The 16,687-nt window shown below is 67.7% G+C and carries 13 protein-coding genes; 7 read left to right on the top strand and 6 right to left on the bottom strand.

What is annotated here, in order from left to right; all coding sequences use genetic code 11:
* Window positions 1-408: 408 nt before the first annotated feature.
* Window positions 409-1,584, bottom strand: coding sequence for a cystathionine gamma-synthase (locus IEX71_RS21175; RefSeq protein WP_188839080.1), 1,176 nt, complete (start codon window positions 1,582-1,584; stop codon window positions 409-411).
* A 42-nt stretch (window positions 1,585-1,626) separates the two neighbouring features.
* Here IEX71_RS21175 and IEX71_RS21170 point away from each other — a divergent pair, with 42 nt between their 5' ends.
* Window positions 1,627-3,393: an alpha-amylase family glycosyl hydrolase gene (locus tag IEX71_RS21170; protein ID WP_188839079.1), complete on the top strand. Its 1,767-nt coding sequence runs from the start codon at window positions 1,627-1,629 to the stop codon at window positions 3,391-3,393.
* An 11-nt stretch (window positions 3,394-3,404) separates the two neighbouring features.
* Here the strand turns inward: IEX71_RS21170 and IEX71_RS21165 are convergent, their stop codons facing one another.
* On the bottom strand, window positions 3,405-6,428 hold the full coding sequence (locus IEX71_RS21165; RefSeq protein ID WP_188839078.1) for a glycine--tRNA ligase: 3,024 nt from the start codon (window positions 6,426-6,428) through the stop codon (window positions 3,405-3,407).
* 166 nt (window positions 6,429-6,594) lie between these two features.
* On the opposite strand from IEX71_RS21165, the gene IEX71_RS21160 reads away from it, so the two are divergent.
* Entirely contained in the window at window positions 6,595-7,068 is a 474-nt protein-coding gene (locus IEX71_RS21160; protein WP_229749936.1) for a lamin tail domain-containing protein, read from the top strand.
* 39 nt (window positions 7,069-7,107) lie between these two features.
* The gene (gene msrA / locus IEX71_RS21155) at window positions 7,108-7,812 is read left to right on the top strand and encodes a peptide-methionine (S)-S-oxide reductase MsrA (protein ID WP_188839174.1); all 705 of its coding nucleotides are present in this window, start codon (window positions 7,108-7,110) and stop codon (window positions 7,810-7,812) included.
* A gap of 144 nt (window positions 7,813-7,956) precedes the next feature.
* On the opposite strand, the gene IEX71_RS21150 is transcribed toward msrA, so the two are convergent.
* The 3 genes from IEX71_RS21150 to IEX71_RS21140 form a co-directional block, all read right to left on the bottom strand.
* Window positions 7,957-8,709 (bottom strand): class I SAM-dependent methyltransferase, encoded by a 753-nt coding sequence (locus IEX71_RS21150; protein ID WP_229749935.1) that lies wholly within the window; start codon window positions 8,707-8,709, stop codon window positions 7,957-7,959.
* Window positions 8,710-8,754: 45 nt separating this feature from the next.
* Window positions 8,755-11,223, bottom strand: coding sequence for an excinuclease ABC subunit UvrA (gene uvrA / locus IEX71_RS21145; protein ID WP_188839076.1), 2,469 nt, complete (start codon window positions 11,221-11,223; stop codon window positions 8,755-8,757).
* Between the two features lie 118 nt (window positions 11,224-11,341).
* Window positions 11,342-12,301: a hypothetical protein gene (locus IEX71_RS21140; RefSeq protein WP_188839075.1), complete on the bottom strand. Its 960-nt coding sequence runs from the start codon at window positions 12,299-12,301 to the stop codon at window positions 11,342-11,344.
* A 104-nt stretch (window positions 12,302-12,405) separates the two neighbouring features.
* Here IEX71_RS21140 and IEX71_RS21135 point away from each other — a divergent pair, with 104 nt between their 5' ends.
* Window positions 12,406-12,699: a GNAT family N-acetyltransferase gene (locus IEX71_RS21135; protein WP_188839074.1), complete on the top strand. Its 294-nt coding sequence runs from the start codon at window positions 12,406-12,408 to the stop codon at window positions 12,697-12,699.
* Between the two features lie 109 nt (window positions 12,700-12,808).
* Window positions 12,809-13,327, top strand: a complete 519-nt coding sequence (locus tag IEX71_RS21130) for a ferritin (protein ID WP_188839073.1) — start codon at window positions 12,809-12,811, stop codon at window positions 13,325-13,327.
* A gap of 27 nt (window positions 13,328-13,354) precedes the next feature.
* On the opposite strand, the gene IEX71_RS21125 is transcribed toward IEX71_RS21130, so the two are convergent.
* On the bottom strand, window positions 13,355-14,209 hold the full coding sequence (locus tag IEX71_RS21125; RefSeq protein WP_229749934.1) for an alpha/beta fold hydrolase: 855 nt from the start codon (window positions 14,207-14,209) through the stop codon (window positions 13,355-13,357).
* Window positions 14,210-14,305: 96 nt separating this feature from the next.
* Here IEX71_RS21125 and imuA' point away from each other — a divergent pair, with 96 nt between their 5' ends.
* On the top strand, window positions 14,306-14,914 hold the full coding sequence (gene imuA' / locus IEX71_RS21120; protein WP_188839072.1) for a DnaE2-dependent mutagenesis accessory factor ImuA': 609 nt from the start codon (window positions 14,306-14,308) through the stop codon (window positions 14,912-14,914).
* A gap of 154 nt (window positions 14,915-15,068) precedes the next feature.
* A complete protein-coding gene (locus IEX71_RS21115; protein ID WP_188839071.1) occupies window positions 15,069-16,652 on the top strand; it encodes a DNA polymerase Y family protein in 1,584 nt (527 codons plus the stop codon).
* Window positions 16,653-16,687 lie beyond the last annotated feature (35 nt).

The following is a 16,687-nucleotide window of genomic DNA, read 5'->3' as shown; positions in this document are numbered from 1 at the left end:
CCTTGTCCCGACTGCCGTTCAACCGTCTCACGGACCTCTGACATCCGGCCTGTCATTTTTCGCGACATATCGTGAGTTCGAGATGACGATATATCGCGTTTGGGGTGGGAGTCAACGGGGTTTGTATGTCGCGTGCTTCTCATACCTCGACACCGGGGAGACTCCGGCACGCCGGAGCCGACGTACCCGTACCGGACCCGACACCGGGGAGACTCCGGCACGCCGGAGCCGACGTACCCGTACCGGACCCGACACCGGGGAGACTCCGGCACGCCGGACGGCAAGCGGACGCCCGGCGAGACGACGACCACGACTGAAGGGGCTGCGCCGCGAACTTGTTCGCGGCGCAGCCCCTTCAGTCGTGCGAGGAGTCGAGTCGAATGGGCACGACGAGCCAGAGGACCCGACTCAGCCGTCGAGGGCCTGCGCGAGGTCGGCGATCAGGTCGTCCGGGTCCTCCAGGCCGACCGACAACCGGATGAGGTCCGCCGGGACCTCGAGCTCGGTGCCGGCGACGCTGGCGTGCGTCATCCGGCCCGGGTGCTCGATGAGGGACTCGACGCCGCCGAGCGACTCCCCCAGCGTCCAGATCTTCGTGCGGCCGATCGCGTCGACCGCGTGCTGCTCGCCGCCTTCCAGCTGGAAGCTGACCATGCCGCCGAAGCGGCGCATCTGCTTCGCGGCGATGTCGTGGCCGGGGTGGCTGTCCAGCCCCGGGTAGTAGATGTGCGTGACGTCCTTGCGCCCGCGCAGGTAGTCGACGACCTTCTCCGCGTTGTCGCAGTGCCGCTCCATACGGACCGCGAGCGTCTTCAGGCCGCGCAGCACCAGCCACGAGTCGAAGGGCCCGGCGATCGCGCCCATGGAGTTCTGGTGGAAACCGACGCGCTCTGCCGCGTCGGCGAACTCGGGGACGCCGATGTCCTCGGCGACGACTACTGCGCCCCCGACGACGTCGCTGTGCCCGCCGGAGTACTTCGTGGTCGAGTGCACGACGATGTCGGCACCGAGGCTGAGCGGCTGCTGCAGGTATGCCGACGCGAACGTGTTGTCCACGACGAGCAACGCCCCAGCCTCGTGGGCGATCTGCGCGATCGCGGCGATGTCGGCGATGCCGAGCAACGGGTTGGTGGGCGTCTCCAGCCAGACCAGTTTGGTGACGCCCGGACGAATCTCACCGCGTATGGCGTCCGCCTGCGACACCTTCGCCAGGCTGTAGTCGACGCCCCAGACCTTCTGCACCTTGTCGACCAGTCGGAACGTGCCGCCATACGCATCGGTGGGAATGATCATGTGCTCGCCGGGTCGCAGGATCGCGCGCATGATGCAGTCCTCGGCGGCCAGGCCGGACGAGAACGCGAATCCCTTTGCGCCGCCTTCCAATGCAGCGATGCACTCTTCGAGCGCCGAACGAGTCGGGTTGCCCGAGCGGGAGTATTCGTAACCGTCCCGCAGCCCGCCGACGCCGTCCTGTTTGTAGGTCGACGTCTGGTAGATCGCGGGCACGACCGCTCCGGTGCGAGGGTCGGGCTCCTGCCCTGCGTGGATGGCGCGTGTGGAGAAGCCGGGTTGCTCAGTGGTCATGGTCCAACATTACGGTCACGCCGATCTGGCATCGTGGCGGCCATGAGTGATGTCGACTTCCGCGGGCTCGGTGCCCATCCGCACGACGGCGGGACCAGGTTCGGCGTGTGGGCTCCGCACGCCGAGTCCGTGACCGTGGTCGGCGACTTCAACGACTGGAACGACTCGGCCAGTCCGCTCACCCGTGACGGCGACGTCTGGAGCGCGGACGTCGCCGGAGCGGCGCCGGGGCACGAATACAAGTTCGCGATCAGCAATGGCGGCACCGTGTCCCGACGGATCGACCCCTACGCACGCCAGTGCACCAATTCGGTGGGCAACGGCATCATCTACGACGACAGCACCTTCGACTGGGACGACGATGACTTCCGGTGCCCACCGATGAATGAACTCGTCATCTACGAGACGCACGTCGGATCATTCGTCACCGATGGCGAGAGCGTCGGCCGGCTCGACCAGGCTGCAGCGAAGCTCGGTTACCTGAAATCGTTGGGCATCAACGCGATCCAACTGATGCCACTGATGGAGTTCGCCGGTGACTACTCGTGGGGTTACAACCCGGCCCACGTGTTCGCGGTCGAGTCCGCGTATGGCGGGCCGGACGCGCTCAAGCGACTCGTCAAGTCCGCTCACGAGCACGGGATCGCCGTGATCGTCGACGTGGTCTACAACCATTTCGGCCCGTCCGACCTCGACATGTGGCAGTTCGACGGATGGAGCGAGAACGACAAGGGCGGCATCTACTTCTTCCAGGACTGGCGGTCGACGACACCATGGGGTGACACACGCCCGGACTACGGCCGTCAGGAGGTGCGTCAGTTCATCGCGGACAATGCGCGAATGTGGTTGGCCAGCTACCACGCGGACGGGTTGCGGTGGGACATGACGCCATACATCCGCAGTGTCGACGCGACGGTGGAGAACATCCCCGAAGGGCGCGTGATGTGCCGCGAGGTCAACGACGAGATCCGCCGGGACTTCCCCGACTGCGTGTCGATCGCCGAGGACCTGCACGGAGACCCGACGGTGACCTCGACCGCCGACGGCGGCGCCGGCTTCCACTCGCAGTGGGACAACCACTTCGTCCACCCGATCCGGGACGCGATCATTCCCGCCGACGACGGGTCACGCTCGATGGCGTCGGTCGCCGAGGCAATCACTTACTCGTATGGCGACGCGTTCGCGCGAGTCATCTACACGGAGTCGCACGACGAGGTGGCCAACGGCCAGGCCCGCGTGCCCCAGGAGGCCGACCCGGACGACCCCGGCAGCGCGCGGGCTCAGAAGGCGTCCACCTTGGGCGCGGCGTTGACCCTCACCTCGCCGGGCATCCCCATGCTCTTCATGGGCCAGGAGTTCCTTCAGGACGAATGGTTCCGGGACAACGTGCCGCTCGACTGGTCCGCCCTGGGCGACTTCCACGGCATCGCGGTGCTCCACCAGGACCTGATCCGGCTCCGCCGCAACGGGGACGACACGACGCGCGGCCTGTCCGGCCAGCACGTCGCGCCGCTCGACGTCGACGAGGCCGCCAAGGTGATCGCCTACCACCGCTGGATGGACGGCGGGCCTGGCGACGACGTCACGGTCGTGGTCAATGCGAGTGGGGCCACGCACGAGAACGTCGGCGTGCGGTTCCCATCCGTCGGGCGTTGGAAACTGGTCCTCAACACCGACGCCACCGTCTACAGCAGCAGCTTCACCGGCACCTGGGTCGGTGATGCCGACGCGCAGGACCACAACGGGGTGCCGATGGCCCGGGTGACGCTGCCGCCATACACCGCGCTCATCTTCGCCCGCACCGAGTAGGCCTACGGGGCCTAGAGAGCGGAGTTCAACTCGCGCCAGTCGATGCCGCGCGGTGCCCGCTCGACGATGGTCTGCACCAGACCGAGGCGCGAGGCGCGCAAGGTCTTGTCATCCGCCATCAGCATGACGTCGTCGAAGAATGTCGCCAGGGGCGCGACGAGCGGCAGAGCGTCCGGGATCCATTGCGGCAGAGCGTCGTTCGCGTGGTCGGGCAGCTCGTCGACATACACAACGAGCGCCTGCTCCGGCTCGGAGGCCAACAGTGCGCGGTCGTATGACGCAGGCGTGCCCTCCGGCACGATCCGGGTGATGCGCTGGACCGCCTCGACGAGCGCTGGGAAGCGGTCGTCCTGGCGCGCCGTCTCGATGTCCGTGAGTGCCTGGGATGCGACGCCGGGCGCTGCGGCCAGGGGCGTGACGGTGGCCACCAGGCCCACCGGCACGCCCTCGTCGCGCAGTTGCTGGGCGAACCGACCGACGATGAATTCCTTTGCTGCAGCGATGGATTCGTCCGAGACCTCGATGCCTTGCTGACGCAGTCGCGCTGCGGCCGCAGCCAGACCGGCGTCGACAGTGACGGCGCCGAGCTCGGAGTGTCCGCGCAGGATGGACACCAACCCGAGTGCCGCGCGACGCAGCGCGAAGGGGTCCGACGAGCCGGACGGCTTGGCACCGATCGCGAACATCGCGGTCAGCAGGTCGAAGCGGTCGGCGAGGGCCAGCACGGCTCCGGGCACCGACTCCGGCAATGCGTCGCCGGTCGAGCGCGGCAACTCCATCTCCCACAGCGCCTGGGCGACCTGCGTGGTCTCCCCCGCCTTCGTCGCATACTCGCGCGCCATGAAACCGGCCAGCGAGGACAGCTCGATCACCATCTGGCTGGACAGGTCGAACTTCGCGAGCTGTCCCGCCCGCTCCAGCGCCTGCGCGTCCGAGCCGGAAAGCTCCAGCTGCGAGGCGATCTCGCGGGCCACGTCGTGGATGCGGTCAGCGCGGTCGGCCATCGAACCGAGGCGGTTCTCGAAGGTCAGTTTCCCGATGCCGGTGCGCAGGTCGGCCACCGGCCGCTTCAGGTCGGCGTCGTAGAAGAAGGCCGCATCCTCGTAGCGAGCGCGCAGCACCGTCTCGTTGCCGAGCTTGACGAGTTCGTCGTCGCATTCGCCGTTGGCGACCGTGACGAAGTAGGGCAGCAAAGCGCCGTCGGCGCCGCGCACCGGCAAGTAGCGCTGGTGCTTGCGCATCACCGTCGTCAGGATCTGCTCGGGCAGCTCGAGATGCTTCTCGCCATACGTTCCGAGTATGGCGTGCGGCTCCTCGACGAGGTTGGTGATCTCGTCGACGAGCGCCGACTCACCCTCGAAATCGATTGTTCCGCCGACAGATTCGGCGAGGGCGCGTGACTGGTCGATGACCTGCTGCCGACGCTGCACCGGGTCGATGACCAATCCGTGTGTCTCCAGCACGTTGCGCAGTTGGTCAGCCGCCTCGACCCGGACCAGCGGTGTCGCATCGGTGCGCTGCACGTAGGTGGTGCGGCCGGCGGACAGCTCGGAGGCGTGCACCGGGACCACGGTCGCGCCCCAGAGCGCAACGATCCAGCGGACCGGACGGCTGTAGGACAGCTGCGGGTCCTCCCACCGCATGTTCTTGTCGGCGCGCAGTGCCTCGACAATCTCGGCGATGATCCCGCCGGCGACCGTGAGCACGTCACGTCCGGTCTCGGTGATCCTGACCGCGACGTGCTCGACGCCGTCGAATTCAGCGCGGATCAGCTCACTCGGATCCACCTTCTGACCGCGCGCGAAGCCTTGTGCGGCCTTGGTCGGCTCGCCCTTGTCGTCATACGCCGCAACGACTTTCGGGCCCTTGCGCAGGCTCTCGGCATCCGGCTCGTGCGCGGAGAGCGCTGCCACCGTCGCGACGATGCGTCGCGGTGTGCCGACGACGTCGATCGCGCCATGGGTGAGCCGGGTCGCGTCCAGGCGCTCAGTGAGCGAGGTGCGGACGAAGTCGATCGCCTGGTCGACGACGTGCGGCGGCAACTCCTCGACGCCGATCTCGACGGCCAGCGTCTGGTCGTCGGTCGGCAGCGTCGTGAGGTCGACGTCCTCCGGGTCGTCGGCGGGGTGGCGTACCGCGGAACCGGTCAGCACCTTGGCCGCCTCGGTCTTCAGGAGCGGGAAGTCGAGCTCCTCACGGCGCTCGACCCACAGCTTCGAGACATCACGCGCCAGGCCACGCATGGTCGAGAACGCCTTGGCGCGTTCGGTGGTCGAGATAGCGCCGCGGGCGTCGAGGACGTTGAACGCGTGCGACGACTTCAGCACGTAGTTGTATGCCGGGACCGGCAACCGCTGCTCGATCATCCGCGTCGCCTCGGCGACGTAGCGGTCGAAGAACTCCTGGTTGACCGCGACGTCGGCGTCGTCCAGGTAGTAGCGCGACATCTCGTACTCCTGCTGGCCGAAGGCCTCGCCATACATGATGCCGGGGGCGTACTGCATGTCCTTGAAGTGCGAAACCCCTTGCTGCGCCATCATGATGCGCTCGATGCCGTAGGTGAGCTCGACGGGGATCGGGTCGAGGTTCTGGCCGCCCACCTGCTGGAAGTAGGTGAACTGGGTGATCTCCATGCCGTCCAGCCAGACCTCCCAGCCCAGGCCCCAGGCGCCGATCGCCGGCTGCGCCCAGTTGTCCTCGACGAAGCGGATGTCGTGTGCGTGGATGTCGATGTCGAGGGCCTCGAGCGACTCGAGGTAGAGCTCCTGCGGGTTGCCCGGCTCCGGCTTGAGGATGACCTGGAACTGCGTGTGCGTCTGCAAGCGGTTGGGGTTCTCGCCATACCGGCTGTCATCGGGGCGTACCGACGGCTCGACGTAGGCGACCCGCCACGGCTCCGGCCCGAGCACCCGCATCAAGGTGGCGGGGTTCATGGTTCCCGCCCCGACCTCGGTGTTGTTGGGCTGCACGATCATGCAGCCGCGGTCGGTCCAGAACTTCTGGAGGCGGATGAGGGCGTCTTGCACGGTCAGCACCGGGACAGGCTACCGAGAGGCTGCGTATTCGCTCACGTCGCGTCCACGGCCCAGCCGCATCGGGAGCTTCCCCGGATCCGCTGGACGCGGGGCCGGCCACTCTTTACTCTTCCTTTACCCGGCGGGCAACGCCGTCACACCACTTCTCGCCGAAAGACCTCTCGCCATGCGTCGCCTTGCCTCCCTCCTCGTCGTCACCGCGGTCTCCACCGGTATGGCGGTGCCCCTCGCCGCGCCCGCCCACGCAGCGACCACGCTGAAGTTCGCCCGCTTCTACGCCGACCAGCCGGGCTCGGACACGCCATACACGACGACCCGCCTGAACCGCGAGTACATCCAGGTCAAGAACGTCACCCGCAAGACGATCAGCCTGTCCGGCTACCTGATCCACGACCGGAAGAACTACCACGTCTACCGCTTCCCGACGACCTTCCGGCTCGGCGCGGGCAAGACGGTGACCGTGCACACCGGCAAGGGCCGCAACACCTCGGCGAACCTCTACTGGGGCATGCGGTCGATGGTGTGGAACAACACGCTCGACACGGCATACCTGATGAAGGGCCGCACCAAGGTCGCCACCTGCACCTACAAGCAGACCGCGACGCAGAAACGGCTGAAGACCGGCTACAAGAACTGCTGATCCGGGAAGGCTTCCGCCCACCTTTTCGTTGTGCTGGGCATGAGCTTCCTCTTCGGCCGCAAGACCACGATGGTGTCCCCCGACGAAGCACTCCCCGGTCGCCAGGCGCAGCTGCCCGGCATACCCGAGAAGCACGAAGTGCTCGGCACGCCGATGCAGGGTCCGTGGCCCGACGGCACGCAATTGCTGTATGTCGCCATGGGTTGTTTCTGGGGTACCGAGCGCATCTTCTGGCAGCAGCCCGGCGTCGTCGCGACCGCCGCGGGTTACATGGGCGGCTACACGCCGAACCCGACCTACGAGGAGACGTGCACCGGTCGCACCGGGCACACCGAGGCTGTGCTGATCGCGTACGACCCGGCGAAGACGTCACCGGAGTTGCTGCTGAAGGCGTTCTGGGAGAACCACGACTCGACCACCGCCAACCAGCAGGGCAATGACGTCGGCACGCAATACCGCTCGGCGATCTACTGGACCGCTCCGGAGCAGGAGCAGGCCGCGATCGCCACGCGCGACGCCTTCCAAAAGGTGTTGCACGACAACGGTTTCGGCGAGATCAGCACCGAGATCCGCCCGGCGGCCGACGCGGGGCCGTTCTTCTATGCCGAGGACTACCACCAGCAGTACCTGCACAAGAACCCGGCGGGCTATTGCAATCACGGCCCGAACGGCATGACCTGCCCGGTGGGCCTGGTGCGCCAGGACCAGCTGCCGAGCCAGCAGTCGGTGCTGCCACCGCAGTGATCTCGTAGCACTCGCCTGTGCTCCGACCGAGTCGTAGGCGCAGTACGACTTCTGCCGAGATCAGCGGAAATCGGGCAACCGATCACGGCTGCGGTCGTCCTCCCCCATGTGTCCCACCGCCGGCCCTCAGGGCAGCGCTGTCGTTCAGCCCGGCAGGGGGCGGAGCTTGAAGAGGAGGATGCCGAGGTACTTGTTCAGAACAGCCTGCTTGTGTGGGTACCGCCGACGGGCGTCCTCGGACAGCTGGGGCTCAACCGCAGCCTCGATCCACAACCCGGCCGCGCTGAAGACATTGAGCAGATCCGACATCGTGTAGGGCCGCTTCGTGAGCGTGACCTGATCGTTCCAGCCGTTGTGACGGTAGGAGAACGAGTCGGTGGAGAAGTACTCCTCACCCAGCGAGGTGCCGTTCTGCTCGGCACGTTCGATCGCATATCGGATCGGCTGAGTCCGGGTCAGCACGATGAATCCGTTGTCGGCCAACATCATTCGTGCGGTGCGCAATGCGGCAACCGGGTCCTTCGCATATCCGAACGACTGCAGGAACATGATCCGGTCGAACCGCCGGCCACCAAGGCCGGGCACCGCGGCCAGGTCGGACAGGTCGCCCTGGATGAGTTGCGTGCCGGGTGGCGGTGCATCGACGAAGTTGCCACTGATATCGACTCCCACCGAAGCGGCTGCGCCGTCGCGCACCAGCTCCGCGACCTTGGCTCCATTGCCGCAGCCGGCATCAAGCACGGACAGTCCGTTGACATCACCCAGCAGCTCACGCTGCGCCGGCCACTCGACGAGCCGATCCAGCGAGTCTTCCCGGGATCGTGCCTGTTCGTAGTCCGAAGCAAGCTGCTCCCACGGTCGACTGGCATCGCCGGCGCCGTGGGAGTTCGATGTCACGTGAGAATCGTCGGGCACCACACAACACAAGCTAGCGGCTCGGCGTCAGCCCGCCGCGAGATGCTTGGCCAGGTATGGCGCCGTGGCGCTTCCCTTCGCACGGGCGACCTTCTCGGGCGTGCCCGTCGCGATCACTCGACCACCCTGGTCACCACCGCCCGGCCCGAGATCGATCACCCAGTCCGCGCTGGCGATCGTGTCGAGGTCGTGCTCGACCAGCACGACGGTGTTGCCGGCGTCCACCAGCCGGTGCAGTTGGCGAACCAGCAGCGCGATGTCGGCAGGATGCAACCCTGAGGTGGGCTCGTCGAGCAGGTAGAGCGCGTGCCCGCGGCGGGCTCGTTGCAACTCGGTCGCCAGCTTGATCCGCTGCGCCTCGCCACCGCTGAGCTCGGTCGCCGGCTGCCCAAGGCGCAGGTAGCCCAGGCCGACCTCGCGCAGCGTGGTCAGGCTGCGCGAGGCGGCCGGTACGTCGCTCAGGAACTCCGCAGCCTCGTCCACGGACAGGGACAGCACGTCCGCGATGGTCTTGCCGCGGTAGTCGATCTCGAGTGTCTCCGCGTTGTAGCGCGCACCGTGGCAGGACGGGCAGGGCGCGTAGGTGCCGGGCAGGAAGAGCAGTTCCACCGAGACGAACCCCTCCCCCTGGCAGGTCTCGCAGCGGCCGTCGGCGACGTTGAAGGAGAAGCGACCCGCGCCATACCCGCGGCGACGAGCTTCCGGGGTGGCGGCATACAGCTTGCGCACGGCATCGAACAGCCCCGTGTAGGTGGCCAGGTTGGACCGTGGCGTGCGCCCGATCGGCCGCTGGTCCACGCGCACGAGCCGGTCGAAGGACTCGAGGCCGGTGGCGTCGTCGACATCGACCTCGAAGTCGCTGTCCTCCGCGTCGTCGGGCGCCTGGCCGAGGTGGCGGCGCACCAGCTCGGCGAGCACCTGCGTGACCAGCGTGGACTTGCCCGACCCGGAGACCCCGGTCACGGCCGTCAGCACGCACAGCGGGATCTCGACAGAAAGGTCCTGCAGATTGTGGCGGGTGACTCCGTGCAGATGCAGCCGACCGTGAGGTTGGCGCTGGGGGCGGACGAGGGGTTCGGCACGACCGAAGAGGTGGTCCCCGGTGATCGACCCCGCAACCTGCTCGAGGCCAGCGACCGGCCCGGAGTAGAGCACCTCGCCACCGCCCTCGCCGGCGCCCGGGCCGATGTCAATGATCCAGTCGGCTCGGCGCACCACGTCGAGATCGTGCTCGACCACGAACAGCGAATTGCCGGACGACTTCAGGGTGTCCAGCACGTCCAGCAGCGGCTCGGCGTCAGCAGGGTGCAGCCCCGCGGACGGCTCGTCGAGCACGTAGACCACTCCGAAGAGGCCCGAGCGCAACTGGGTCGCGATGCGCAGCCGCTGCGCCTCGCCCGGCGAGAGTGTGGTGGAGCTGCGCCCCGGCGAGAGATAGCCCAGCCCGAGGTCGAGCAGCACCTGGACCCGCGCGACGAGGTCGGCGCAGATGCGCACCGCGACCTCGGTCGCCTCGCCCGATCCGGCCGATGACGTCGCTGCGCCGGCCTCTTCGAGCTCGGCCACCGGGCGCAGCAGGGTGACCAGATCGCTGAACGACAGCGCGTTGAGCTGCCCGATGTTCAGCCCGCGGAAGGTGACCGCCAGTGAGTCCGCCTGCAGCCCCGTGCCGCCACAGGCCGAGCAGGACACGCTCTGGACGAAGCGCATCACCTTGTCGCGCATCATCTGGCTCTGGGAGTTGGCCAGCACATGGTGGACGTGTGTGCGGGCACTGCGGAACAAGCCGTAGTAGCCGTGGTCGACACGACCCGGTTCGGGCTCGATCATCACCTTCGGCTGCTCCTCGGTGAAGAGCAGCCACTGCTGATCCTTCGCCCGCAATTTGCTCCAGGGGGTGTCCAGATCGATGCCCAGCCCGGACACGATGCTCCGCAGATTGGCGCCCTGCCAGGCACCCGGCCAGGCGGCGATCGCTCCTTCCCGAATCGTCAGCGATTGGTCCGGCACCATCAGTTCCTCGCTGACGTCGTGCTCCTCACCCAGCCCGTGGCAGCGCGGGCAGGCTCCTGCGGCTGTGTTCGGGGAGAACGCCTCGGCGGCCAGCCGCGACGCGCCCTCGGGGTAGGTGCCGGCGCGCGAGTAGAGCATCCGCAACAGGTTGGACAAGGTAGTCAGCGTGCCGACCGTCGAGCGCGAACTGGCGGCACCGCGGCGCTGCTGGAGCGCTACGGCAGGCGGCAACCCGGTGATCTCCTGCACGTGCGGGGCGCCCACCTGTTGCAACAGGCGGCGAGCGTATGGCGCCACCGACTCGAAGTAGCGGCGCTGCGCCTCGGCATAGAGGGTGCCGAAGGCCAGGGAGGATTTGCCCGAACCCGAGACGCCGGTGAAGGCGACCATCGCATCCCGCGGCAGGTCCACGTCGACGTTCTTCAGGTTGTGCTCGCTGGCGCCCCGAACACGGACGAAGTGGTCGCGCTGATCATCGGTCACTGCCCATGTGTATCTGCTGCCGTCGCCCAGCACAACGGGATCCCTTCCGGGTGCTCCTGGAACCGTTGCCAGTGGATTTTCGACCGCTCAGGTCGGCACGAATCACCGATCACCGCAATCAGGCAGTCGCCTCGTCGGTCCAGCGCAACACCCGCAGGGCACGAAGGGTGTTCCAGCGACTCGGCTTGCCGTCGCCGTCCTCGAGCTCGAAGTGAATCAACCCGGGATGGGTGTTCTCCTGCAGCCAACTGCCATCCGGCTGTCGCTTGGAGCGGACGTGCTCGACGGCGTCGGTCAGCCGCTGGTCGGGCGTGCCACCGACCGCGCGGAAGTAGTCGAGGCCGCGCAGCACGTCGTAGTGCCACTGCGTCGGGAACGAGAACTGCAACCAGTCCGCATCCGCGACCTCGCCGCTGCTCGCCCGCCGAAAGAGCTTGCGCTGCAACAGATATTGCTCGCCCAGTCGCCGCGCGTCCGCGACCTCGAGATCACCGCCGGATCGCTCGTAGTCGAGCAATCCCTCCAACACGCAGATCGTCGTGTGGAACGACGACCGCGTGGAGCCGTTCTCAGCCTCGCAGTTCCAGCCACCGTCGTCGAGTTGCTCGCCGAGCAGGCGCCGGACGACGCCGTCCACGTCCTGGCCGAAGTAGGCACCGACCGCGACGGTGCCGCCGTTGATGCACGGCTCGACCTCACCGTCGAAGAACGCCGACCCGTCATACTCCCAACGACAACCCTCACGAACGCCATCGACGGCAGTCACCACTCGCGAATCCTGAGGATCCACACCGAATTCGCGCAACAACCGCAGCGTCGGAAGCGTGGCAGTCCACGGTTGTCCCTCGGGGTCGCCGACCGGTCCGTCCGGCGGTCGCCAATCCTGGCTCGGGAAGCAGGCACCACCGGCCCACGCCCCCTCGACATACAGATCGAGCAGTCGCTTGCCCTGACCCGTCTGCGCGACCCGAGATCGCTCGACCGTCACCTCGTCCTCGGATGCGCCGGTCAGGTCGCGCAGCACCTGCCAACGGACCGACGGATCCCCCTCGAGGAGCCAACTCTCCAGGTCATTCATCTGTCTCACTCCTCCACGAATGATGCGACAAAACGCTAGACCCGACCTCTGACATTCGGCATCGGTCGCGCAACGCCCCTTGCCACGAGGTCCAAGATGGATCCATGACTGACGACATCCCAGTGCGCGACAACCTGGACCAGAGCCGCTACGAGGCCCGCATCGGCGGTCTGCTCGCAGGGTTCGCGGTCTACCGGCTCTCCGAGGGCCGGATCACCTTCGTGCACACCGAGGTCGACCCGAAGTTCGAGAGCAAGGGCGTGGGCTCGGCGATCGCGCGGTATGCGCTGGACGAGGTGCGCTCCACCGGCGAACGTTCCGTGGTGCCGGACTGCCCCTTCATCAAGGCCTGGATCGACCGGCACCCCGACTATCAGTCATTGGTCCGGCAGGACTGAGTGCAAGCCTCGGGTTGGCTCGTGGATCCACAAGAAGGTGAGGCAAACCCAACTGTGGGTAGGCAAACTTTGCTGGCCGCGGCAACCGTCGCCACCTACGCTGAGGCCCATGAAGATGAGCGCCGCACTTGAGAAGAAGTTCAACGCCCAGATCACCCTGGAGTTCGAGTCCTCGATGGTCTACCGTCAGCTCGCGATCGAGATGGAGGACCGAGACCTGCCGGGCATCGCCGCGTGGTTGCGACACCAGGCCGACGAGGAGATCGTCCACGCCAACAAGTTCATCGACCACCTCAGCGACCGCGCCAACCACCCGGTGATCGGTGCCATCGCCGCCCCCAAGGTCAGCGTCAAGTCCGTACTCGCCGTCTTCGAGGCCGCCCTCTCGCACGAGCAGAAGGTCTCCGCCTCGATCCGCGATCTCTACGCCGCGACGGAGAAGGCCGGCGATCTCGACTCCCGTCCGCTGCTGCTGTGGTTCCTGAGCGAGCAGGTCGAAGAGGAGTCGTCGGTCGACGAGATCGTCGGACGCGTCAAGCTGATCAACGACGACGGTCCCGGCCTGCTGCGCCTCGATGACGAGCTGGCCCAGCGCCCGGTGGCCACCACCGAGAACACCGCCGGCTGATAGACCGACGCACCCCGTGCGGGCCGGTCACCGATCTTCGGTGACCGGCCCGCACGCGTTCAGAATGCGCTCCAGGGTCTGCCGCCACGCCTGCGGCTGTTCCAGGTGCAGGTCATGACCGGCGCCGGCGATCACGGTGCACTCGACGTTCGCACGGCGGCGCATCCGCTCCACCTGCTCGGTCGGTATGGCGCTGCGCTCGGCCACCACCAGGTGCGTCGGGACGCTCACGGACTCCCACGCCCGCCACCGGGGCAAGACGTGCACCGCGCGCAGTGCCTCGACCAGCACGTCCGTGTCCCAGCACGGAACCAGGCCACCCGCGTCGAACTGCAGGCCGTCCGCCCACGCTTCACCGGCCGCCGGCGTCCCGTTGCTTCTTGCCTCGCCTCGGTCGGCACTCATGAAGAAGTCGGTGAAGGCATCCCGGTCCGGGAAGCGCGCCGGCCAACTGCGCAGCCACTGCTCAACCGGTGCCGTGGCAGCATCACCGCCACCACCGACTCCGGCTTCGACCATCACCAATTGCCTTACCAAGTGCGGGTTTTCGGCTGCCACGAGCATCGCCGTATGACCGCCCATCGATTGCCCGACGAGTGTCACCGGGCCGCCGCCGAGTCGATCGATCAACGCCACCACGTCCGCGACGTACGCCGCCCGGGTCACATCCTTCGGCACACGCGTCGAATGCCCGTGACCGCGCTGTTCCAGGGCCGCCACCCGATGGGTGTCGCTGAGCGCGCGTAGCGTGACCGACCATTCCTGGGCCGTGCCGGCCAGGCCGTGCAGCAGGACCACCGGGTGATCGCCGGCGCCGGCTTCGGCATACGCCAATTCGACCGGACCACGTGCCAGGGCGCGCCAGGCGGTAGATGCGATCACCCGACGATTATGGCCGTGGGGTGATTGCCGCCGACCACCGCATCGACGCTGCACCGCCGATTGACTTTATCGAACACACGTTCGATCATGGAACGCATGACAGCACCCACCGCGACCCGGGTTGCCGAGTTGCACGACCTGCTGCAGCGGCACGAGCAGACGCCCGCTGCTGACAGCGTGCCGGTGCACCCCGCCCTCACGGAGTTGTTCCCCCGGGGGCTGCGCGGCGGTGCGGTCTACGCGTTGCACGGCTCGATGAGCGCCGCGCTCGCCCTGCTCGCCGGGCCGTCGTTGGCCGGGTCGTGGTGCGGCGTCGTTGGGCTGCCCGATCTCGGCGTCGAGGCGGCCGCCGAGTGGGGTGTTCGGCTCGACCGGCTGGCGCTGGTCCCCCAGATCTCCCCCGCCGACTGGACCTCGGTGATCGCGTCCCTCGTCGAGGTCACCGCGCTGGTCGTCGCGACGCCTCCGGAGCACATCTCGCCTGGCGAGGTGTCCCGCCTGCTCGCCCGGCTGCGCACCAGCGGCAGCACGCTGGTCGTGCTCGGTGACTGGCCGCGTGCTGCCGCCGCGCTCACCGGCCGGATCGTGCGGTGGGCCGGCCTGCATGCCGGGCACGGCCACCTCTCCGGCGGCACCCTGCGGTTCGAGGTGACCGAGCGGCACCGCACCCGGCACGTCGATCTCGCCATACCGGTCCGGCCATGATCGGCACCCCACGAAGTTTCTCCTCCGCTACCCTGCACCCAACGAAGTTCTCCCCCGCTCCGCTCCTCCGATACTTCGTCGGGGCCCGCCTCCTCCGAATACTTCGCGGGGACCCCGCCCATCCTTCGGCAAACATGTGCTCGGAGACGGGACCATGATCACCAACTCACCCGTGCGCGTCATGCTCCTCTGGTGCCCGGGCTGGTCGGTGCTGGCGGCCCGGCTCACCCAGGGCATCTCCGCCGATCAGGCCATCGCCCTCACCGACCGCGGCTTCGTCGTGGCCTGCTCCGCCGCCGCCAAGCTCGAGGGCGTCACCGTCGGATTGCGCATCCGCCAGGCACAGCATCGGTGCCCGGAGCTGATCGTGCTGCCCCATGACGTCGTGGCCGAAGCACGCGCCTTCGAGCCGGTGCTGCAGGCGGTCGAGGAGAAGATCCCCGACGTGCACGTGGTCCGTCCGGGCATCGCCGCGGTGCGCGCACAGGGAGCCGGTCGTTTCTACGGTGGTGAGCACGCCGCCGCGAACGCCCTCCTCGCCCACCTGCACGACTTCACCGAGCACGAGTTGCGCCTGCCGGTCGATCTGCGGGTCGCCGTCGCCGACGGTCTCTTCACCGCCGAGCAGGCTGCTTACACCAGCTCCACCGTGACACCGCTGCACATCGTCCCCGCAGGAGGTTCCGCCGACTTCCTCGCCGGGCTGCCCGTTGCCGTCGCGTGCGACAAGAAGCTGGACAACCTCTTGCAACGCATGGGGATTCGCAAGCTCGGTGACCTGGTGCAGCTGCCGCGCGATCAGGTGCACGCCCGGTTCGGCGCTGCCGGCCTACGCGCACACCAGCTCGCCAGCGGCGAGGACGCACCGATCCTGAGTCCTCGCACGGTGCCACCGGAGCTGGGCATGCATGTCGTCTTCGACCCGGCCACCGACCGGGTCGAGCAGATCATCGCGCACTGCGAGCCGGCCGCCTCCGACTTCGCCCAGCTGCTCACCCGTTCGTCGTTGATCTGCACCGAGATCCGGGTCACCGTGCAACTCGAGCCCGACGCTCTCTTCGAGCGCCTCTGGCGTCATCCGTGGCAGTTCGGCAGCTCCGAGGTTCTGGACCGGATCCGTTGGCAGTTGGAGGATCTCGCGACCGAGGCGGCAACCGTCGATGACGACTCCTTGGGAGCTTCGGTGCTCTCCGTGCAGGTGTTGCCCGAGTCGATCGACAACGCCGAGCACCACGCGCAGGGTCTGTGGGGTGACCGGCCGGACGAGAAGGTCGAGCACGCCCTGACCACCCTGCAACACCGGCTCGGCCACGATGCCGTGCTGACCGGCACGGTGGCCGGTGGCCGGCTGCTGCACGAGCGGCGCGTCCTGCGGCCGTGGGGTGACGCCCTGCCGACCGTTCGCGAACGCCGCCTCGAGCAGCCCTGGCCAGGCGCCGTGCCCGGCCCCGCCCCGGCCACCGTCTTCAGCAGCGCCAGCCAGGTGCAGGTGCTCACCGATCTCGGCGAGCCGGTGACCGTCGACGACCGCGGCACGGTCAGCGGGCAACCCGCCTGGTTGCGGCTGCAGGAAGGCCATCGGCGCATCGAGCAGTGGGCTGGGCCGTGGCCGATCCAGCAACGCTGGTGGCGAAAAGGCAGGCACCTCAACCGTTTCCAACTGACCGACAATCAGCAGGCTGCGTGGCTGCTGCTCGCCGACGGCGACACCTGGTTCACCGAGGCTCGTTATGACTGACCTCGCTGGTCGAGTAGGCGGAGCGCTAGCGGAGC

Origin of the sequence: Flexivirga endophytica, assembly GCF_014640635.1 — a bacterium.
Classification (GTDB): domain Bacteria; phylum Actinomycetota; class Actinomycetes; order Actinomycetales; family Dermatophilaceae; genus Flexivirga; species Flexivirga endophytica.
Note: the sequence above shows the minus strand (reverse complement) of the source record. Positions and strands in the feature narration are given on the sequence as shown.

Excerpts from the sequence above, each read along its gene's own strand:
- IEX71_RS21175 (WP_188839080.1), bottom strand. The coding sequence starts at position 1,584 with ATGACCACTGAGCAACCCGGCTTCTCCACACGCGCCATCCACGCAGGG.
- IEX71_RS21170 (WP_188839079.1), top strand. The coding sequence starts at position 1,627 with ATGAGTGATGTCGACTTCCGCGGGCTCGGTGCCCATCCGCACGACGGC.
- IEX71_RS21160 (WP_229749936.1), top strand. The coding sequence starts at position 6,595 with ATGCGTCGCCTTGCCTCCCTCCTCGTCGTCACCGCGGTCTCCACCGGT.
- msrA (WP_188839174.1), top strand. The coding sequence starts at position 7,108 with ATGAGCTTCCTCTTCGGCCGCAAGACCACGATGGTGTCCCCCGACGAA.
- IEX71_RS21140 (WP_188839075.1), bottom strand. The coding sequence starts at position 12,301 with ATGAATGACCTGGAGAGTTGGCTCCTCGAGGGGGATCCGTCGGTCCGT.
- IEX71_RS21135 (WP_188839074.1), top strand. The coding sequence starts at position 12,406 with ATGACTGACGACATCCCAGTGCGCGACAACCTGGACCAGAGCCGCTAC.
- IEX71_RS21130 (WP_188839073.1), top strand. The coding sequence starts at position 12,809 with ATGAAGATGAGCGCCGCACTTGAGAAGAAGTTCAACGCCCAGATCACC.
- imuA' (WP_188839072.1), top strand. The coding sequence starts at position 14,306 with ATGACAGCACCCACCGCGACCCGGGTTGCCGAGTTGCACGACCTGCTG.
- IEX71_RS21115 (WP_188839071.1), top strand. The coding sequence starts at position 15,069 with ATGATCACCAACTCACCCGTGCGCGTCATGCTCCTCTGGTGCCCGGGC.